Origin of the sequence: Microlunatus sagamiharensis (assembly GCF_900105785.1) — a bacterium.
GTDB classification, from domain to species: domain Bacteria; phylum Actinomycetota; class Actinomycetes; order Propionibacteriales; family Propionibacteriaceae; genus Microlunatus; species Microlunatus sagamiharensis.
Window position 1 is genome coordinate 3484250 of sequence record NZ_LT629799.1, and the last position, 19783, is coordinate 3504032.

The window sequence follows — 19783 nt, forward strand, 5'->3', positions numbered from 1 at the left end:
CGGGGACGATCCGGCACCTCAGGGGTGCCGAACCATCCCCGTTCAGGTCCAGGTGATGCCGGTCAGACTCACGCCGCGGTGCGCGGCGAGGCGCTCGGCCTGCTCGCCGACGCGCTCCCGGTCGGAGGCCGCCACGCGGTCCCACGCCTCGACGCCGACCGCCAGCCTCCTGCCCGACGCCTTGGGACGCCAGACGCCCACGACCTCGGTGCCGACCAGCACGGCACCCGGGCGGCCGAGGGTCGGCCACAGCGCCTTGTGCCGCGACTTCTCCGGGACCACCACCTCCCGGTCGCGCGCCTGCAACCACAGGTCGAAGGGGCCGAGCAGCCGGACCAGCCCCTCGGTCCCGGCCGGGTCGGGCAACGGCGGCGGGACCTCGGGCCAGTGCGCCGCGACCACACCCGGCGGCACGTCCAGGAACGTCGCCGTGGCCGCGGGCGTCGTCGGACCGCACAGGCGGGCGTACGCGTCGACCACGCGCAGGTGCGCGGGCGCCCTCTCCGGGTCGCCCAGCGCGGGAGGCCGGCGCCAGCCCGGGATCCGCCGCAGCACCGGCGGCGACGTGCCCGGCTCCAGCTCGAGCCCGGCCGGGAGCGAGGCCAGCCGGAACGTCTGCTCGTACGCGTGCGTCGCCTGGCAGGGCACGCACCAGCGCAGGTAGGGCTCGGGGAGCCGTGCGGCGAGCGCTCCGGAGAGCTCGCCCTTGACCGTCGGCCGCGTCACCACCGCGCGCATCGTCGTGGCCACGACCCCCATGGCCTCGCGCATCCCGATGCCCGCCGCAGTGAGAGGACGGCTCGCGTCGAGGGTGCGCCGGCGGGCGTCCGCGTCGTCGTACGGGCTGGTCGCGTCGAGCACGCCGCGCAGGTCGGCCCGGCGGTAGACGTGGGGTGCGCCGCGCAGCGTCCACACCAGCGCGAGGTCGTCGGCCGCGGCCAGCGCAGCGGGGCCGTCGAGCGGCACCCCACGGTTGACGAGCGCCCAGCCGGCACCGTCGCGCCCCGTGTCCTGGACGCCCAGGTCGAGCACCGCCGCGTCGGTCAGCGACCGTCCGGGGTCGGGCGCACGGTCCAGCTGCTGCGCGGCGAGCCGCCGCGCGAGGGCCTCGTGACGCTCCACGACGAACCTCCCCCGTCGTTCCGACCGACGCACCCTAGCGAGGCCGAGCCCGGCGGGGTAGCAGGATGACTGCGTGACCCCAGTCCCCGCCATCGGCCTCTGCTTCACCCCCGACATGGCGCCGGAGACGCTCGTGCACCTCGCGCAGGGCGTCGAGGCCGCCGGCCTGGACGAGCTGTGGGTGTGGGAGGACTGCTTCAAGCAGAGCGGGATCGCCTCGGCCGCGGTCGCGCTGGCCAGCACCACCCGGATCCGCGTGGGCATCGGCCTGATGCCGACCCCGTTGCGCAACGTCGCGCTGACCGCGATGGAGGTCGCCACGCTCGCCCGGCTCTTCCCCGGGCGGCTGCTGCCCGGCGTCGGGCACGGCGTGCAGGACTGGATGGCCCAGGTCGGCGCCCGCGCGAGGTCGCCGCTGCGGCTGCTCGACGAGTACGCGACCGCGCTGCGGGCGCTGCTCGCGGGCGAGTCGGTCACGACGGACGGGGAGTACGTCCACCTCGACGGCGTCCGCCTCGACTGGCCGCCCGAGACCGTGCCGCCGCTGCTCGTCGGCGGGACCGGCCCGAAGTCGGTCGCGCTGGCCGCCCGGGTCGGCGACGGCTACCTCGGCCCGTGCGCCTGGACCGACGCGCGGGTCGCCGACGTCAGCGCCCAGGTGACCGCCGTGCGCGGGATCGGCCACCCCTTCGTCTACAGCGAGATCGCCGCCATCGGCGAGCGCGCCCAGGAGCGCCTCGACGCCGACCTGCCGCGCTGGGGCGGCGAGCCGGGCCAGGGCATCGGCACCGCCGGTGACGCCGGCACCCTCCTGGAGCGCGTCCGTCGCCTCGCCGGCCTCGGCGTGACGAACCTCGTCGTCCAGCCGACCGGCGACGAGCCCGACCTCGACGGCCTCGTCACGCTCGTGGGCGAGGTCCGTGCGACCCTGCACGCCGAGGAGGCCGTGGGGGACGCCGCCCCCTGAGCCCGCCGGCGGGTCAGGCCCTGTCGGCCCCGACGGAGGGCCGTACGCGGACCTCGGACCAGCCCCGCAGGACGAAGGTGGGCCTCCGGGTCGCGGACACGAGGTCGAGGGCGGGCCAGCGGCGCAGGAGCGCGCCGAGGGAGACCTGCAGCTCGAGGCGGGCGAGCGGGGCGCCGAGGCAGAAGTGCACGCCGGCGCCGAACGACAGGTGCGGCGCCGTCCTCCTCGGGTCGAAGACGTCGGGACGCTCGAAGCGCGCCGGGTCCCGGTTGGCCGCACCGAGCAGCGCGGCGACGCGCTCGCCGGGCTCCAGGTCGACCCCGGCCACGGTGCAGGGCCGGCCCACCGTCCGCTCGAAGAGCTGCAGCGGCGCGTCGTGGCGGAGCATCTCCTCGACCAGCGGTTCGACCGGGGCGGCGGGCGAGGAGGCCGCGAGCCAGGAGACCAGCCCGTTGCCCAGCCCGTTGACGCTCGCCTCGTGGCCGGCGTTGAGCAGCAGGACGACCGTCGCCACGAGCTCGGCCTCGCTCAGCCGGTCGCCCGCGTCGCGGACCGCGACCAGGTCGCTGACGAGGTCGTCGGCCGGCCGCACGGAACGTTCCCGGGCCAGCTCGACGACGTAGGCCGCGAACGCGTCCGCCGCGGCCCGCGCGGCCGCCTCGGCCTCCGGCGTCGGGTCGAGCTCGTACATCGCCACGATCGCCTGCGACCACGGCCGCAGCAGGTGCCGGTCGGCGGCGGGCCAGCCGAGCAGCTCGGCGACGACCAGCACGGGCAGCGGCTCCGCGTAGCCCGCGACCACATCCACCGAACCCTCGTCCGCCAGCCGCGCGGCGCACGCGTCGAGCAGCCCGTCGGCGAGCTCGGCGACCCGCGGCCGGAGCCGCTCGACGTGCCCGCGAGCGAAGGCGCTCGCGACCAGCCGGCGCAGCCGGGGATGGGTCGGCGCCTCGACCTCGAGCAGCGCGTGCTCGTGGAGCGCGTTGAAGGTGTCCCACTCCCCCGCCGGCCGGCCCGGCCGCGGGACGCGGAGCGTGTAGGTCCGGCCGAGGTCGCGGCTGCGCAGCACCTCGGTCGCGTCGGCGTACGAGGCGGCGAGCCGGACCCCGAGGCGGTCGTCGTACGGCAGCGGGCCGAGGTCGCGCACCGCGGCGAGCGCCGGGTACGGGTCGTCCCGGAAGCCCGGGTCGGCGAGGTCCAGCAGCCCGTCCGCCTGCACCACGCCGGCTCCTCCCGCACGTCCCGCTCGGGCGGCCGCCCGACGCGGGTTGACCGTACGCCGGCGCGCCCCGGGTGTTTGACTGACGCCATGCCGACGGCGATGCAGCTGAGGGGCCTGACCAAGAGCTTCGGGGCCAAGCGCGCGGTCGACGGGCTCGACCTCGCCGTGCCGTCCGGCTGCCTGTACGGCCTCGTCGGGCCGAACGGCGCGGGCAAGACCACCACGCTCTCGATGGCCACCGGGCTGCTGCGGCCCGACGCCGGCACGGCGCACGTCCTCGACCGCGACGTCTGGGCCGACCCCGTCGCGGCGAAGGCCCTGATGGGGGTGCTGCCCGACGGGGTGCGCCTCTTCGACCGGCTGAGCGGGCGCGAGCTGCTCACCTACGTCGGCCGGCTGCGCCGGGTCCCGCCCGCCGACATCGCGTCCCGGTCGGGTGAGCTGCTCGAGGCGCTCGGCCTCGCCGGGGACGCCGACACCCTGGTCGCGGACTACTCCGCCGGCATGACCAAGAAGATCGGCCTGGCCTGCGCGCTCGTCCACGCGCCCCGGCTGCTCGTCCTCGACGAACCCTTCGAGGCCGTCGACCCGGTGTCCGGCGAGGGCATCCGGGCCATCCTGCGCCGCTACAGCCGCGACGGCGGCACGGTGGTGATGTCGAGCCACGTGATGGAGCTCGTCGAGAGCCTGTGCGACGAGCTGGCCGTGGTGGCGACCGGGCGGGTGCTCGCCTCCGGCCCGCTGGACGCGGTGCGCGGCGGGCTCACCCTGCAGCAGCGGTTCCTGGAGCTGGTCGGCTTCCACGCCGGCGGCGAGGAAGGACTCGCGTGGTTGCGCTCCTCGTCGGCCTGAAGCTCACCCTGCTCCGCAACAGCCTGCGCCGCAGCACCTGGCGCACCGTCGGGCTCGTGCTCGCCGCCGTCTACGCGCTCGGCGTCGTGGCCGCCGTGTACGCGGGCCTGGTCGCCCTGCGCTGGACCTCGACCGCGACCACCGGCCAGGTCACGGTGCCGGTCTACGCCGGCCTCACGCTCGGCTGGCTGATGCTGTCGCTGCTCGTCTTCGGCGTGGACGAGACGGTCGACCCCGCCCGCTTCGCGCTGCTGCCCGTACGGGCGCGCGACCTGGTGCCCGGTCTGCTCGCCGCCGCGCTGGTCGGGGTGCCCGGCGTCGCCACGGCCCTGGTCGCGCTCGGGCTGGTCGTCACCTGGGCCCGGACGCCGGTCCTCGCCGTGGCGGCCCTGGTCGCGGCCGTGCTCGGCACCCTCACCTGCGTGCTGCTCTCCCGGACCGCGACGTCGGCCTTCGCCGCCTTCCTGTCGTCGCGCCGCTTCCGCGACGTCGCCGCGGTCCTGCTCGCGCTGGTCGGGGCCTTCGTGGGCGTCGGGGCCAACCTCCTCGGCCGGGCCGCCTCGGCCCAGGACCCCGCCGCGCTGCCCGGCCTGCTGGCCGGGGTGGCGGCGGTGGCCGCGTGGAGCCCGTTCGGCTGGGCCTGGGCGGTGCCGGCCGACGTCGCGCGCGGCGCCTGGGGGTCCGCCGCCGCGCACCTCGTCCTGGCGGCGGCCCTCGTCCTCGGCCTCGGGGCCGCCTGGACCCGGGTCCTGGGACGGCGCCTGGTGGAGCCCACGCTGGGCGGCACCGGAGGCGGCCGGGTCGTCGCCGCGGGCCGCATCGAGCGGCTCTTCCCGGCCGACGCGGCCGGAGCCGTCGCCGTCCGGTGCCTGCGCTACTGGCGCCGCGACCCCCGCCACGTCACCCTGCTCGCCAGCTACCTCATCGCCCCGGTCGTGCTCGTGGTGACGCTCGGGGCCGGCTCGGCCGACGTCACGACGTTCACCGTCTTCGCCCCGTGCGTGCTCGCGTTCGTCGTCGGGACGGGCCTGGCCCAGGACCTCTGCTTCGACGGCAGCGCGGTCTGGACGCACCTCAGCGCCGGCGTCGCGGGCGTCGACGACCGCCGCGGCCGCGTGCTGGCCACGCTCGCCCTCTTCGGGCCGCTGATGGTGGTCGTGCACCTGCTCACCGCCCTGCTCTCCGGCGGCTGGGCCTTCGTGCCCGCCGCCGTCGGGCTCAGCGCGGCCCTCGCGCTCGGCGGCCTGGGGGTCGGGGCGTGGGTCGGGGCGGTCTGGCAGTGGCCGACCCCGTCGCCGGGGGACAGCCCGTTCCAGCGGGGGAGCTCGGGCGGGCTGCCGGCGCTCGCGTCGGCCGGGGCGGTCCTGCTCGGCACCACCCTCGCGGGCCTGCCGCCGCTCGCGCTGCTCCTCGGCGGCCTCTTCTGGCGGCCGTGGCTGGGCTGGGTCGCGCTGCCGGTCGGGGTGCTCGTCGGGGTGGTCGTGCTGCGCGTCGGGATCGTGCGCGGCGGGCGGCTGCTCGACCGGAAGTGGCCCGAGGTGCTCTCGGCGGTCTCCGAGCGCGCCGCGTGACCCTGCCGTCCAGGCCGGGCGGCGACTGGCCTAGGTCGTGTTGATCAAGTCCCGGCAGGTGCTGACGGGGCATCCGCGCCCGGTCCGGCAAGCCGGAGGAGCGAGAGCGCAGCGGGCTGCGCCGAGCGAGGCCGGCGCAGCCGGTCGGGATGCGGGGCCCCGTCAGCGCCCGTCGGACTTGATCAACGCGGCCTAGTCGCGGACGCTCGGCCGCTCGCCGCGCTCGTGGGAGACGAGGTGCTCGCCCGGGCAGAGCACGAGCAGCGACTTGAACTCGTGCGGGCCGAGGCGGACGCCGAAGCTGTAGAGGTCGTCGACGGTCCCGACCTCCTCGTCGGTGAACATGTCGACCAGGACGCTGCCCGGCACGAGCTGCTCGGAGCGCACCCCGCCGGACACCTCCTCGCCGCTGAAGTTGAGCACCGTGATCTGCTCGGCGTCGCTCAGCCGGTGCACCATCACGAGCATCGCCTTGTTCGACACCGGCGGCACGTCGAGCTGCACGCCGGTGGCGATGCCGTAGCGCTTGCGCACGTCCAGGACGTGCGCGAGCCGCCGGGCGAAGGAGTCCTCGTCCTGGAGCTGGGCCGGCAGCGGCCCGTAGAGCGCGACGCCCTTCGGCATCTGCATGAGCGACTCGGTCGCGTCGGGCCGGTAGTCCATGAGGTCGTACGCGGAGCGGTGGATCCAGCGTGTGTCCCCGTCGCCGAGCAGCCGCGCGACCTGGCGGCGGTCCAGGGTCAGGGCCCCAACGAGGTCCCAGCCCGAGAGCGCGAAGACGCCCGGCTGCAGGGCGTTGAAGGCCGCGAGCAGCAGGTGCGCGCGGCGGATCTGCTCCGTCTGGTCCTCGTCGAGGTCGTCGATAGAGGTGAAGCCGAGCGACGCGGCGATGATCGTCGCCGTCGTCGAGGCGATGCCGTTCTGCGTGAACGTGGCGTTGTACGGGCCCGCGTCCCCGGTCAGGTGCGCGAGCAGGTCGTTCCTGATCTTGACCGCGAGGTCGCGGCCCTTGATCGGCACGCGCTGGTAGACGAAGTCGTCGTCGGAGTGCAGCGTCGCGAAGTGCACGAGCTCGTAGGTCATCTCGTCGTGGTTCTGCAGCGCGTGCACGAGCGAGGCGGGCTCGACACCCATGTCCTTGGCCAGGTTGAGCGTCAGCCGCACGAAGGCGGTGTCGCCCGTGGCCATGGCGTGGTGGTAGGCGGGACGGTTGACGAAGTCGTACGACAGGTCGGCACCGCGCTCGGCGGTGTTCTTGATGTCGTCGATCGTGAGGTTCAGCTCCTGGAAGGTGAACCCGCCGACCTTGCGGACCATGCTGGCGATCAGCTGGTTGGCCGCCTCCGACAGCGGGTGGCCCTCCGACCAGGCCGGGGAGTCCTCGGTGCTCTTCTCCACGCCGAGGAAGCCGTTGGCGTCGAGGCGGAGCGCGCCGCTGCCGAGGTCGCCCAGGGAGTGCAGCGCGTCGCCGATGACCAGGCGCATGCCGGCGAAGCTGGGGTCGAGCCAGTTGATCGAGGGCTGGCCCTCCTTGAAGTAGTGCAGGTAGACCCAGCGGTGCTCGACGCCGTCCGGCCCGAGCACGGGCGGGGTGACGCTCCAGTTGGTGTCCTTGACGCCGGGCTCGTAGAAGATGACGCGCTGGAGCCGGCCGATGATGTAGCCCTGCTTGGCCAGCAGCGCCTCCGCCTCGTCGTCGAGGTTGACCGAGTCGCGGCCCTTGGGGACCTTGGGCAGCAGGTGCCAGTCCTTCTCCTCGATCTCCACCATGTGGTAGATCCCGGGGAAGTCGCCGACCTTCATCTCCGCGAGGCGGAAGTCCGCGCCCTTGCCGGTGTGGCCGGGCACGATGTCGTCGATGATCATGCCGAGGTGGCTCGCCGCCACCTCCGTCATCGCCCGGAACTCGTCCTCGGTGCCGAAGGCGTCGTCGATCTGGGTGCTGATCCGGTCGAAGTGGCCGTCGACGCTCGGCGTCGACTCCCAGCCGAGGATGCCGCCGGCCCGCTTGACCGGACCGGTGTGGACGCCGTCGATGCCGATCGCCTCGAAGGCCGCCCACAGGTCGTCGTCGCCGAGCGTGCCGAGGAAGGACGTGCCCGGCTTGGTGATCATCGAGATCGGGTACGCCGTGAACCACACCGACGCCTTCTCGATCGCCGCGCGCGGGTCGGGGTTGGCGTACGGGTTCTGCCACATGCTCCCCTGCCCGGAGAACTGCTTGGCGAACTCGTACGCGTCGCCGAGCATCGACTGCTCGCGCAGCCAGTCGACGTAGTCGGGGTTGTCGCCCTTGGGCCGCCCGGAGCGCTCCTTGGGGCGGCGCGGGAAGAGCCCGCGCAGCCGGCCGCGGGGGCGCAGCCGCTGGGGGCGCGCCGGGTAGCGCTGCTCGTCGAAGCTGATCTCCGGCTCGCGCGACTCCTCGGCGTCGGTGCCCGGCGGGGTCGGCTCGACCTCGGTCACGTCGTCGGGGCGCGAGTCGTCGGTCATCGTTCTCCTGGGGCGTGCGCGGTTCCGGCGAGGACGGGGCGTGGGGGCGGTTGTTGCGCGACCAAAGTAGTTGACTCCGCCAGGTCGTGTCTCTCGACGTCCGGCAGGTGCTGACGTGGCCTCCGCGCCCGGTCCGGCAAGCCGGAGGAGCGAGAGCGCAGCGGGCTGCGCCGAGCGAGGCCGGCGCCGCCGGTCGGGATGCGGGGCCGCGTCAGCACCCGTCGGAGGCGGGAGACGCGGCCTACAGGCCGGGGGGCGGGTTCAGCAGGCTGGACGAGTGCAGCTTGAAGGGTGCGCCGGTCGGGTCCAGGAGGTCCGCGATGCGCCCGAAGGGGGTGTCCGTGGCCCCCATCAGCACCGTCGCGCCGTGCTCCTCGGCGACCCGCTGGGCGGCGTCGACGTCGTCCACGCCGAGGTAGACGGCCCAGTGGCTCGGCACCGCGTCCGGCAGGATCCGGGCGGAGTCCATCAGCCCGGCGACCTCCGTCTGGTCGACCTTCGCGGTGAGGTAGCGGAAGTCGTCCTCGTCGCTCGTGACCTCGAGGTCCCAGCCGAAGACGTGCTCGTAGAACTCACGGCTGGCCCCGAAGCCCTTGCTGTGGACCTCGGCCCAGACGACCGAGCCCGGTTCCGCGTGGCGCCCGAACCCGGTGTGCCGGCCCGCCTGCCAGACGCCGACGACGGCGCCCGCGGGATCGACCAGCACGGCCATCGTGCCGAGGTCGCCGACCCGCAGCGGCGGCGCGAGCACCGTCGCGCCCGCCTCGACCGCCCGGGCGACGGTCGCCTCCGCATCGGCCGTGGCCAGGTAGGTGCTCCAGGTGTCCGGGGTGCCGGAGTCGCCGCTGTTGCGCATCAGGCCGGCGACGTTGGCCCCGTCGGACGTAGCCAGGGTGTAGCCGCCGTACGCCTCGCCCTGGTCGGCGAACTCCCAGCCGAGCACCGCGGCGTAGAAGGCCTGGCTCCGCTCGGGGTCGGAGGTGAACAGGTCCACCCAGCAGGGGGCGCCTGGCGGGAAGGGGGTGCTCCGGGTCGTCACGGCCTCACCCTAGCGACGGGGCTCCTCGCTGCGGGGCCCTCGACGGGCTGGGCCGGGCGAGGGCGGGACCGGGGACGACAGGAGGGTGGCGACGGGACCGTCGCCACCCTCCTCGGGCTGCGTCCGGCGAGGCGTGGCCCCGCTCGACGGCAGCGTCGTTGCCGCACCCCCTGGTCCGGGACCACTCCCCACAAGCGGTCTCCCCGGGCGCTGCTGTGGCCCCCCGACCGGCAACGAGCACACCCTCTCCCGCGGCCGGGCCGGCGTCAAGAGCCTCTCAGCGTCTTTCTCAGCCTTCGGCTCCGGGCAGCACGACCTAGGGCCGGCGCCCCACGAAGAACTCCCGCGGCAGGCGGTCCTCGCTGGTCACCTCCGCGACCGAGCGGGCCTCGAAGCCGGCCTCGCCGAGCACCCGCAGCCACGTCTCCCGCGCGAAGAGCCCGAGCGTGTGGGTGTCGTGCGCGACCTGGACCGAGCCGTCGGGCGCGCGCAGCAGGAAGGCGTACTCGGTCACCGTCGTCGTGTCGGCCGGGTCGGGGTCGGTCGACCAGGAGAGGTAGCGCACCCCGCGCCCGTCCGCGGCGTCGCGTCCGCCGTGCTCGGTCGAGGGCTCGAAGTTCTCCGCGATGTCGTCGGGCACGAGCACGGCGACGCCGCCCGGGCGGCAGTGCGCGTACGCGGTCGCGACGGCCGCCCGCAGGTCGTCCTCGGTGGTCATGTACTCGATCGCGTCGTGGACGAACACCGCGTCGAACTCCCGACCGAGCCGCAGCGTGCGCATGTCGCCCTGCAGGTGCTCGCAGTCGGGGTTGAGCGCGCGCGAGACGTCGAGCATCTGCTCGGACAGGTCGACCAGCGTCATCGCGAACCGCTGCTGGAGGTGGTGGGCGTTGTTGCCGCCGCCGCTGCCCAGCTCGAGGACGGTGCGCGTGGGCGGCTGCGCCCCGGCCAGCAGCTCCGCGGCGAAGGCGGCCTCCTCCGCGTACTCGTCCGGCGCCGAGATCAGCGGCCACCACGGGGCGAGGTCGCCGTAGAAGGCGGGCGCGCCGCCCGGCTCGCTCACGCGACGCCCGCGCGCTCGGCGAGGCCCTTCACGTACGCCGCCTGGCCCACGTGCTGGAGCGTGTCGCTGACGACGCTGACCAGCCGGACGGCCGCGGTCACGGGCGGGTCCCAGTCCTCGTCGACGACCCGGGCGAGCTCGGCCTCGCCGCCCTCGGAGCCGATCCGGTCGAGGTAGCGCAGCGTGAGCGCGTGCACGTCGGCGTGGTAGCCGGCGAGCAGCTCGGCGTCCACCGCCACCTGCCCCGCCTCGTCGGGGCTCTGGCCGTAGCCGATGACCCACGGGCCGAAGGGCAGGTCGAAGCGGTCGCGCCACGCCGGCCACACCTGGTCGACGCCGGCGAGCCCGGCCACGTGGTCGTCCTGGACCCGGGTCAGGTGCCACAGCAGCCAGGCGATCGAGTTGGCCTCGGGGTCCGCGCGCCAGGTGGCGACCGCGGGCGTGAGGCCGTGCGCCAGGCCCTCCACGAGCCCGTGGACCCGCTCGAAGGAGTCGACCAGCAGGTCGTGGAGGGGACCCGTCCCCGCGGCGGGCGCGTCGGGACCGGAGGTGCCGGAGTCGGTCATGGTCCGACCCTAGTGAGGCCGACGGGCGCGGGCCCGTCGGGCCCGGGGCGTCCGTACGGTGGGCGGGTGCCCACCGGTCCCCGTCCTCCCGCCGCCCCGCCCGTGCTCCCGGTCGGGCTGCGGCCCTGGCCGGACGGCGACGAGGACGACCCGCTCGCCCTGCTGCTCGAGGACGGTCTCGACGGCCGGCTGCTGGAGGACGCCGACCTGGGCGAGGCCGACCTGGTCGCGGGCTCGGTCGTGGCGAGCCTGCTGCGCGGCTGCCGCCTCGACGGGGCGGACCTCAGCCGCGCCCACCTCGTGGACTCGCTGCTCGAGGCCTGCGACGCCGCCGCGCTCAAGGCGCCGCGGTCGACCTGGCGCGGCTGCGAGGTCCGGGCCTCGCGCCTGGGGGCGGTCGAGGCGTACGACACGTCCTGGCGCGCGGTGCGCCTCGAGGGCTGCAAGGTCGACTACCTCAACGCCCGGTCGGCGGTGTGGCGCGACGTCGAGCTGATCGACTGCCGGATCGGCGAGCTCGACCTGGGCGGCGCGGAGGTCCGCGGCCTCCGGCTGGACGGGTGCACGGTCGGCGCGCTCGGCGTCCGGGGGGCCCGGCTGAGCGATGTCGACCTGCGGGGCGCCCGGATCGACGCGGTCGAGGGTCTCGACGGGCTGGGCGGCACCTGGATCACCGCGGCCCAGCTCGACGGCCTGGCCCCCGCCCTCGCCGAGCAGCTGGGGATCCAGGTGCTCGGCTGAGGGCTGGGCTGGGGCTGGTGCGCGGCCGGGCGGCTAGTGCGCGGCCGGCCGGCGCGGGGCGTCGGTCGGGTTGGGGTCCGGGCGGTTCGGGTTGACCCTGGCCCACACCAGGAAGAGCACGCCGAGGACTAGCATCCCGAGGCCCAGCCACAGGTTCATGTTGATGTCGGCGGCCTTGGCCAGCTCCGCCGGCGTGGTGAAGAACCCGGCGATCGTGAGCATCACGCCGTACAGCACGAACAGCGCACCGATCATGATCCGGATGTCGAAGAGCTTGGACGCGGCCGACGCCGTCGTCTTCTCGGTCTGGTTCTGCTCGCTCATCTGCTTCCTCCTCCTCAGGCGAAGACGATGGAAAGGACGACGACGATGCCCAGCGCCGTGAAGCCCAGGAGCTTCGGCGACTCCCACCAGCGTCGCACGTAGCCCTCGTGCGGGTCACCGGCGTCGGGGTCGGGCACGCCCCAGACGAGGCCGCGCAGCTCGACCAGCGGCTTGGACTTGGTGGTCAGCGTGACGATCACGGTGACCACGGCGTCGAGGACGAAGGCGGAGATGGCCGCGTAGAAGTTGATCATCTGCGCGTTGGCGGTCTGGGTCATGTCGCCGCCGGGGTACATGTGCGACCAGTTCGGACCGATGAGGAACTGGTAGATCGCCGCGCCGGCGGTGCCGGCCACCAGGCCCCACAGACCGGCCTTCGGCGTCGTCCGCTTCCAGAACATCGCGATGATGAAGGTGGCGAAGAGCGGCGCGTTGAAGAAGCCGAACAACGTCTGGATGTAGACCTGGATGTTGTTGTAGCCGGCCGCGATGAACGCCGTGCCCACACCGATGAGGATGCCGACCACGGTGACGATGCGGCCGATGTTCAGGTAGTAGTGGTCCGGGAAGTTCTTCTTGATGTAGCTCTGCCAGATGTCGTACGTGAAGACCGTGTTGAACGAGCTCACGTTGGCGGCCATGCCGGCCATGAAGGCGGCGAGCAGGCCGGCGAGCGCCACACCCAGGGCGCCGTTGGGCAGGTAGTGCCCCATCAGCGCCGGGATCGCGTAGTTGTAGTCGGTCTCGCCCTGTGCGTTCTTGAGCATGTCCGGGACCACGGTGATGGCGATGAGGCCCGGGATGATCGTGAGCGCCGGGATGAAGATCTTGGGGTACGCGCCGATGAGCGGGGTGCGCTCGGCGGCCGAGAGGTTCTTGGCCGAGAGCGCGCGCTGGATCTCGGCGAAGTTCGTCGTCCAGTAGCCGAAGGACAGCACGAAGCCCAGGCCCATGACGATGCCGATCCAGTCACCGAGCGGGTTGGTCCAGTTCCAGCCGGTGCCGCTCCACGTGGAGAAGAAACCCTCCTGGCCGGGCTGGGAGACGACCTTCTCCTTGAGCCCGCTCCAGCCGCCGACGTCCTTGAGGCCGATGATCACCAGCGGGATGAGGCCCGCGATGATGACGAAGAACTGCAGCACCTCGTTGTAGATGGCGCCCGACAGGCCGCCGAGGGTGATGTAGGCGAGCACGAAGCCGGCCGAGACGAGGATGGCGAGCCAGGTCGGCCAGCCGAGGAGCGCCTCGATGATGATCGACATGGCGTAGAGGTTCACGCCGGCGTTGAGGACCGCGGCGGCGGCGAAGCTCAGGCCGTTGAAGAGGTGCGCGCCGGTGCCGAAGCGTCTCTTGAGGTACTCGGGGACGCTCCGCACCCGGCTGCCGTAGTAGAAGGGCATCATCACGAGGCCCAGGAAGATCATCGCCGGTACGGCGCCGATCCAGTAGAAGTGCACCGTCGACAACCCGTACTGGGCCCCGTTGGCCGCCATGCCGAGGATCTCGATGGCGCCGAGGTTGGCCGAGATGAAGGCCAGGCCCGTCACCCAGGCCGGCAGCGACCGGCCCGACAGCAGGAAGTCCTCGCTGGTGGCCACGGCCCGGCGCGCGAGCACGCCGATCGCGATCACCAGGACGAAGTAGATCGCCAGGATCGAGTAGTCGAAGATGTTCGTGTCGAGACGACCCATGACGCTCCTTCGCAGCGGGAACTCGCGAACTCGGGGTCACGTTAGACCCGTTCCACGGACGCGTGCGGCCGGGTGCCCCTGGGACACGCGGGACGACTGAGGTGGCCCCTCCCGGGCTCTGGCGTCCGGCGTACGATCGACTAAGTTACTCACCAGTAACTTGTGCCGGCACCCGAGGAGCCTCGCCCATGAGCCACTACCGGTCGAACCTGCGCGACACCGTGTTCACCCTCTTCGAGGTGCTCGGGCGCGAGGAGGTGCTGGGCACCGGGCCGTGGGAGGACCTCGACCGCGAGTCGGTCGAGGCGATCCTCGACGAGCTCGACCACCTCGCGAGGACGAAGCTGTCGGACTCGTTCGCCTCCTCCGACCGGCAGCCGCCCGTCTTCGACCCGGACACGCACACGGTCACGGTCCCGGAGGCGTTCAAGCGCTCCTACCGCGCCCTGCTCGACTCGGGCGCCTGGCAGCTCGAGCTGCCCGCGGACCTGGGCGGCCAGCCGAGCCCGCCGTCGCTGCAGTGGGCCGCCAACGAGCTGCTGCTCGGGGCCAACCCGGCGGCCTTCCTCTACGCCGCCGGCCCGAAGATGGCGCAGGTCCTGTGGCGCGAGGGCACCGAGCGCGACCGGAAGCTCGCCCAGCTCATGGTCGAGCGCGAGTGGGCCGCGACGATGGTGCTGACCGAGCCGGAGGCGGGTTCCGACGTCGGGGCCGGCCGGACGAAGGCCTACCCGCAGGCCGACGGCACCTGGCACGTCGAGGGCGTCAAGCGGTTCATCACCTCCGCCGAGCACGACCTGACCGAGAACATCGTCCACCTGGTGCTCGCGCGGCCCGTGGGCGTCGAGGGCAAGGGCGGCCCGGGGACGAAGGGGCTGTCGCTGTTCCTGGTGCCCAAGTTCCACGTCGACCTGGAGACCGGCGAGCTCGGCGAGCGCAACGGCGCCGTGACCACCGGCCTCGAGCACAAGATGGGCATCAAGGCCTCGGCGACGGGCGAGGTGACGTTCGGTGCGCAGGGCACGCCCGCCGTCGGCTGGCTGCTCGGCGACGTGCACGACGGCATCGCCCAGATGTTCCACATCATCGAGTACGCCCGGATGATGGTCGGGACCAAGGCGATCGCCACCCTCTCAAGCGGCTACCTGAACGCGCTCGCGTACGCGAAGGAGCGGGTCCAGGGACCCGACCTGACGCGGGCGGCGGACAAGACCGCGCCGCGCACGACGATCGTGAACCACCCCGACGTGCGCCGTTCGCTGATGACGCAGAAGGCCGGTGTCGAGGGCATGCGGGCGCTGGTGCTCTTCACCGCGAGCGTGCAGGACCGGGTCGCGCTCGCCGCGTCCGAGGGCCGGGTCGACGACGAGGCCGTACGCCTCAACGACCTGCTGCTGCCGGTGGTCAAGGGTTACGGTTCCGAGAGGTCGTGGGTGCTGCTCGGCACCGAGTCGCTGCAGACGTTCGGCGGCTCGGGCTACGTCGAGGACCACCCGCTCGAGCAGTACGTCCGCGACGCCAAGATCGACACCCTCTACGAGGGCACGACGGCGATCCAGGGCCAGGACCTCTTCTTCCGCAAGATCGTCCGCGACCGCGGGCGGGCGCTCGGGGACCTGTCGGCGCAGGTGCAGGGCTGGATCGACGGCGGCGGCGGCAACGGCCGGCTCAAGGAGGAGCGCGAGCTGCTCCAGACCGCGCTCACCGACACCGCCGGGATCGTCGAGGCGATGATCGGCAACGCGATGGGCTCGCAGGTGCCCGGGCAGGAGCGCGACATCTACCTCGTGGGGCTCAACACCACGCGGCTGCTGATGGCGCTCGGTGACGTGGTCTGCGGCTGGCTCCTGCTGCGCGGCGCCGAGGTCGCGCTCGCCCGCCTCGGCGAGGACCAGCCGGCAGGCGAGCAGGCCTTCTACGAGGGCAAGGTCGCCGCGGCTCGGTGGTTCGCCCGCACGGTCCTCCCCCGCCTCACCGCGGAGCGCGTGGCCGCCGAGCAGACCGACCTCTCCGTGATGGACCTCCCCGAGGCCGCCTTCTAGCCGCCTTCTGCTGACATCGACTCACTCGATGCTCGGCGGAGCAGCCGCTGAGCGTGGCGGCGAGCTCCGGGAGGCATCGAGTGAGTCGATGTCAGCAAGAGCGCGTCCCTGATCGTCTGCACGACGTGGTCAGGACGGTCCCGCAGCATCGCCCAGGTGAAGCGCAGCACCGTCCACCCCTCGAGGACCAGCGCGTTCTGGCGCCAGCGGTCGTTCTCGAAGACGTCGACGTCGTCCTCGTGCAGCCGACCGTCGATCTCCACCACGAGCATCGCGTCGGCGAACGCGACGTCGAGGTAGTAGCGGCGTCCACCTGCCCGGACCGGGAGGTTGGCCTTCCACCCTGAGATGCCCGCCTCCCGGAGCAGCCGGTGGCAGAGGCGCTCGGCCGCCGACCACGGTTCGTCGCGCGAGTCGAGCAGGTGGCGGAGCCGCTGCCGGTTGCCCCGCCGTCCCGCCGTCAGGTCGAGCGCCTCTGCGAGCCCGGTCAGCGTTGCCGCCCTCGTCCGGAGCACGTCGTCGATAGCATCCGCGTCCTCGAGAGCGAGGTCCAGCGCCGTGAGGGCCGGGGCCGTCAACCTCAGGCCCTTGCGCTCCCACACCAGCTCGTCCGGGACCCGGCGTCGCACCAGCCGGAACCCGGGTCGCTCGAGCTGCCGGGTGGTGGCCGCCTCCACCACGTCCACCCGGGCCGTCGGCCGGAAGGTGAGACGGGCCGCCGCCGCACCGGTGAGCACCGCGTCCGGGCACCACCGACGCAGCGCCAGCACCCGGACCCGGAAGTCGTCGACCTGGTCCGCCGCGGCGTAGACGCCCGGGAGAACGGGTGCCAGCTCTCCGGCCCGGACCAACGCGTCGATCGAGGTCCGCAGGGCGGCGTCCTCCCTGCGGCAGACGACGCCGTCGCGCCGCAGCGCGAGCCGCACCTCGTCCTGGAGCCTCGACACCGGACCAGGAGGCCAGACGGCCACGCGTCGCGGAAGGCGCGTGGCGGCACCGACAACACGCGGTGCCGGGCGGACGACACCTGCCTGGGTCAGCGCCGGTCGCGGTACTGGGCCGGGGTCACGCCGACGAGGGCGCGGAAGTCGCGGGTGAAGTGGGCCTGGTCGTACCAGCCGTGCTCGGCGGCGAGGTCGGCCAGCGAACCCTCCCAGCCCGCGTCGAGCGCGCTCACCACGTCGTGCATGCGGTGCCGCGCGAGGACCCACTTGGGCCCGAGCCCGACGTAGCGCGCGAACAGGCGCTGCAGCCGGCGGTCGGAGAGGCCGTGGCGCTCGGCGACCTGGGCGACGCGGACCAGCGAACGGTCGGCGAGCAGCTCGGCCAGGACCGCGAGCACGAGGTCGCGGTCGGGGTCAGGTCGCGCCGCCGCGGCCAGCGAGCGCAGCGCCGCCTCCACCCGCGCCCGGTCCTGATCGAGCGGGGCGCCTGTGTCGTGCAGCGTGCCCAGGACCTCGACGACGGGCGCGGGCAGCAGGTCGGCAGCCGCCACCGTGCGCTCGACGAGGCTGCTCGCGTCGAACCCGGCGAGGGCCGGCAGGCCGCCCGGCCGGAACCGCACGCCCCACACCCAGCCCTGCCCGACCGTCTCGACGTCGAACCGCCGCGCCACGGGGCCGGTGACCAGCACCGGCTCGGGCGGGGCGCCAGGACGGCGTACGCCGCGCTCGACGGTGAGGTTGACCGTCGGGTGCGGGAGCACCTGGCTGCTGTACCGGACGCCCTCGGGGAGCGACCACCGCAGCACCCAGTGGTTCTCGACCCAGGGCGCGAGGTCGGGCGCCGGGGCGAGGCGGACGAGGTCGACGTGCCGGGCGAACTCCTCGGGCCGCAGGATGCCGCCGGTGCCGACCGTCGCGCCCGGGCGGCGTCGCGTTCGTCCTAGCCGGCACGGCTCGATCCTAGGGACGCTGGGCCCATGACGACCGAGCTGAAGATGACGACCCTGGACTGCGCCGACCCCCGGGCGGAGGCGGCCTTCTGGGCTGAGCTGCTGGGTTGGTCGGTGCTCGCGGCCGAGGACGAGTACGCGATGCTCGCGCCGGCGGGCGGCGGACCGGCCCTCGGCTTCGGGCGGGTCGAGGGCTACGAGGCGCCGGCCTGGCCGAACCCGCACGGCACGAAGCAGTTCCACCTCGACCTGGCCTGCGACGACCTCGCCGCGGAGGAGCAGCGCGCTCTGGCCCTCGGCGCCGCGCTCGCCGAACCCCAGCCCGGCGACACCTGGCGGGTCCTGCTCGACCCGGCCGGGCACCCCTTCTGCCTGACCGACGCCGCCCGTTGGTGACCCGGGCCAGACTGGATCCCCACCCGTACGCCGACGGGTAGGTTGCCGCGCCCGAAGGCCCTCGAAAGGCGCCGCAACCTACCGCTCGGCGTTCGTACCGCCGACCGCTACCGCTCGGCGTTCGTACCCCCGACCGCTACCGCTCGGCGCACGTACCGCCGACCGGTAGGTTGCGGCGCTCTGCGAGCCGAGAAACGCGCGGCAACCTACCGCTCGGCGGGACGAGCGCGGGCGAGCGCGGGTAGGGAGAAGGGGTCAGAAGAGCAGGCCCAGGCCCGGGTCCGTGAGGATCTGGGCGACGGTCGACAGGAACACCGACCCCTGCTCCCCGTCGACCAGGCGGTGGTCGAAGGACACGGCCAGGGTCGTGACCCAGCGCGGCTCGATGCGCTCGTCGCGCCCGCTGCCGACGACCCACGGCCGCCGGGCGATCTGGCCGACGCAGAGGATGCCGGCCTCGCCCGGGTTGACGATCGGCGTGCCCGCGTCGACGCCGAACGTGCCGACGTTGGTGATCGTGAACGTCCCGCCGGCCATGTCGGCCGGCGTGGTCCGGCCCTCGCGCGCGGTGCTGACCGTGGCGTTGATCGCCTGCGCCATCTCGAGCAGGGTCATCGCGTCGGCGCCCTTGAGGTTGGGCACCACCAGGCCCCGCGGCGTCGCCGCGGCGATGCCGAGGTTGACGTAGTGGAGCGTGGCGATCTCCTGCGCGGCCTCGTCCCAGTACGCGTTCAGCTGCGGCACGCGGCTCAGGGCCACGCACACGGCCTTGGCGATCACGAGCAGCGGGGAGATCTTCACCCCGCGGAACTCGCGCCGGTCACGCAGCCGCTCGACGAGCTCCATCGTCGCGGTGACGTCGCAGGTGACCCACTCGGTGACGTGCGGCGCGGTGAACGCCGAGCGGACCATGGCCTCGGCGGTCGCCTTGCGCACGCCCTTGATCGGGACGCGCGTCTCGCGGCTCGAGTCCGGGTCGGGCGTCCGCGACGGCGCGGGCGGGACCACGGCCCGACCGGGTGCCGGGGCTGCCGCGACGGCCGGCGCGGGAGCGGCAGCAGCCGGCTGGCTCGCGCGGTCGACGTCCTCGCGGGTGATGACGCCCCCGGGGCCGCTGCCGGTCAGCGTCGTCAGGTCGACGCCCCGGTCGCGGGCGAGCTTGCGGACCGGCGGCTTGGCCAGCACCGCCGGGCCGCCCACCGGGGGCTGCGCCGGCGCGGCGGGGGCCCCGGGCTCGGCGGGCAGCGCGTACGACGACACGGGCGCCTGGACCGGAACCTGCGCGGCCGGGTCGTCGGCGACCGGGCTCGCGGGGGCCGCGGGCTGCGCCGGAGCGCCGCCGGTACGCCGGGGCCGGCGCCGCGCCTCGGTGGACCTCGGGCCGTAGCCGACCAGGTTCGCGACGCGGGCGGGACCCTCGCCGTCGGCGACGCTCGGGACCTTCTCCCCCGGCATCGGCGGCACGAAGTCGTGCTTGCCCGTCGGCTGGTGCTCAGCGGGCTCGGCGGAGTCGGCCGGCTCCGCCGGAACCGGCTCGTCGTCGGCACCGTCCGAGATCGCGATGATCGGCGCGCCGACGTCGACCATCTGGCCCTCGTCGGCGAGCAGCGCGGTCACGGTGCCCGCGTACGGGCTGGGCAGCTCGACCAGCGACTTGGAGGTCTCGATCTCCACGACGATGTCGTTGATCTTGATCTCGTCGCCGACCGCCACCCGCCAGGTGACGATCTCGGCCTCGACCAGGCCCTCGCCGGGATCGGGCAGGCGGAAGTGGTTCGTCGCCATCGCTTCGGAGTCCGTTCG

Annotated in this window: 17 protein-coding genes; 6 read left to right on the forward strand and 11 right to left on the reverse strand. The window is 73.9% G+C overall.

The features are described from left to right. Positions 1–42 precede the first annotated feature (42 nt). Complete coding sequence (locus tag BLU42_RS16070; RefSeq protein WP_231918197.1) at positions 43–1122, reverse strand: DNA glycosylase AlkZ-like family protein; 1080 nt, start codon at positions 1120–1122, stop codon at positions 43–45. Between the two features lie 73 nt (positions 1123–1195). On the opposite strand from BLU42_RS16070, the gene BLU42_RS16075 reads away from it, so the two are divergent. Next, positions 1196–2089, forward strand: a complete 894-nt coding sequence (locus tag BLU42_RS16075) for an LLM class flavin-dependent oxidoreductase (RefSeq protein WP_197680477.1) — start codon at positions 1196–1198, stop codon at positions 2087–2089. A 13-nt stretch (positions 2090–2102) separates the two neighbouring features. Here BLU42_RS16075 and BLU42_RS16080 read toward each other — a convergent pair whose 3' ends face one another. Continuing rightward, positions 2103–3311: a cytochrome P450 gene (locus BLU42_RS16080; protein ID WP_091076560.1), complete on the reverse strand. Its 1209-nt coding sequence runs from the start codon at positions 3309–3311 to the stop codon at positions 2103–2105. 87 nt (positions 3312–3398) lie between these two features. Here BLU42_RS16080 and BLU42_RS16085 point away from each other — a divergent pair, with 87 nt between their 5' ends. Beyond that, entirely contained in the window at positions 3399–4163 is a 765-nt protein-coding gene (locus BLU42_RS16085) for an ABC transporter ATP-binding protein (protein WP_172825809.1), read from the forward strand. After that, positions 4139–5734: a hypothetical protein gene (locus BLU42_RS16090; protein WP_091076567.1), complete on the forward strand. Its 1596-nt coding sequence runs from the start codon at positions 4139–4141 to the stop codon at positions 5732–5734. Before BLU42_RS16085 ends, BLU42_RS16090 begins: the two co-directional genes overlap by 25 nt. A 192-nt stretch (positions 5735–5926) precedes the next feature. On the opposite strand, the gene treS is transcribed toward BLU42_RS16090, so the two are convergent. From treS to BLU42_RS20680, 4 genes are all read right to left on the reverse strand, one after another. Further along, complete coding sequence (gene treS / locus BLU42_RS16095) at positions 5927–8224, reverse strand: maltose alpha-D-glucosyltransferase (RefSeq protein WP_091076570.1); 2298 nt, start codon at positions 8222–8224, stop codon at positions 5927–5929. Between the two features lie 241 nt (positions 8225–8465). Continuing rightward, positions 8466–9263: a VOC family protein gene (locus BLU42_RS16100; RefSeq protein ID WP_091076575.1), complete on the reverse strand. Its 798-nt coding sequence runs from the start codon at positions 9261–9263 to the stop codon at positions 8466–8468. A gap of 316 nt (positions 9264–9579) precedes the next feature. Then, positions 9580–10326, reverse strand: coding sequence for a class I SAM-dependent methyltransferase (locus BLU42_RS20675; RefSeq protein WP_157720018.1), 747 nt, complete (start codon positions 10324–10326; stop codon positions 9580–9582). After that, positions 10323–10892 (reverse strand): mycothiol transferase, encoded by a 570-nt coding sequence (locus tag BLU42_RS20680; protein WP_157720019.1) that lies wholly within the window; start codon positions 10890–10892, stop codon positions 10323–10325. The genes BLU42_RS20675 and BLU42_RS20680 overlap by 4 nt, the downstream gene beginning before the upstream one ends. Positions 10893–10958: 66 nt before the next feature. On the opposite strand from BLU42_RS20680, the gene BLU42_RS16110 reads away from it, so the two are divergent. Then, positions 10959–11633, forward strand: coding sequence for a pentapeptide repeat-containing protein (locus BLU42_RS16110; protein WP_157720020.1), 675 nt, complete (start codon positions 10959–10961; stop codon positions 11631–11633). Between the two features lie 33 nt (positions 11634–11666). On the opposite strand, the gene BLU42_RS16115 is transcribed toward BLU42_RS16110, so the two are convergent. Both BLU42_RS16115 and BLU42_RS16120 read right to left on the reverse strand, forming a co-directional pair. Further along, a complete protein-coding gene (locus BLU42_RS16115) occupies positions 11667–11957 on the reverse strand; it encodes a DUF3784 domain-containing protein (RefSeq protein WP_091076585.1) in 291 nt (96 codons plus the stop codon). 14 nt (positions 11958–11971) lie between these two features. Next, positions 11972–13648, reverse strand: a complete 1677-nt coding sequence (locus tag BLU42_RS16120) for a sodium:solute symporter family protein (RefSeq protein ID WP_091076587.1) — start codon at positions 13646–13648, stop codon at positions 11972–11974. 188 nt (positions 13649–13836) lie between these two features. Here BLU42_RS16120 and BLU42_RS16125 point away from each other — a divergent pair, with 188 nt between their 5' ends. Continuing rightward, on the forward strand, positions 13837–15690 hold the full coding sequence (locus tag BLU42_RS16125) for an acyl-CoA dehydrogenase (protein ID WP_091076590.1): 1854 nt from the start codon (positions 13837–13839) through the stop codon (positions 15688–15690). Here the strand turns inward: BLU42_RS16125 and BLU42_RS16130 are convergent. Both BLU42_RS16130 and BLU42_RS16135 read right to left on the reverse strand, forming a co-directional pair. Continuing rightward, positions 15687–16637, reverse strand: a complete 951-nt coding sequence (locus tag BLU42_RS16130) for a DUF559 domain-containing protein (protein WP_157720021.1) — start codon at positions 16635–16637, stop codon at positions 15687–15689. The genes BLU42_RS16125 and BLU42_RS16130 overlap by 4 nt on opposite strands. Before the next feature lie 89 nt (positions 16638–16726). Further along, positions 16727–17593: a helix-turn-helix transcriptional regulator gene (locus BLU42_RS16135; RefSeq protein ID WP_331715277.1), complete on the reverse strand. Its 867-nt coding sequence runs from the start codon at positions 17591–17593 to the stop codon at positions 16727–16729. An 18-nt stretch (positions 17594–17611) separates the two neighbouring features. On the opposite strand from BLU42_RS16135, the gene BLU42_RS16140 reads away from it, so the two are divergent. Further along, entirely contained in the window at positions 17612–17980 is a 369-nt protein-coding gene (locus tag BLU42_RS16140) for a VOC family protein (protein WP_091076597.1), read from the forward strand. 255 nt (positions 17981–18235) lie between these two features. Here BLU42_RS16140 and BLU42_RS16145 read toward each other — a convergent pair whose 3' ends face one another. Next, positions 18236–19765 (reverse strand): dihydrolipoamide acetyltransferase family protein, encoded by a 1530-nt coding sequence (locus BLU42_RS16145; RefSeq protein ID WP_091076600.1) that lies wholly within the window; start codon positions 19763–19765, stop codon positions 18236–18238. Positions 19766–19783: the final 18 nt, after the last annotated feature.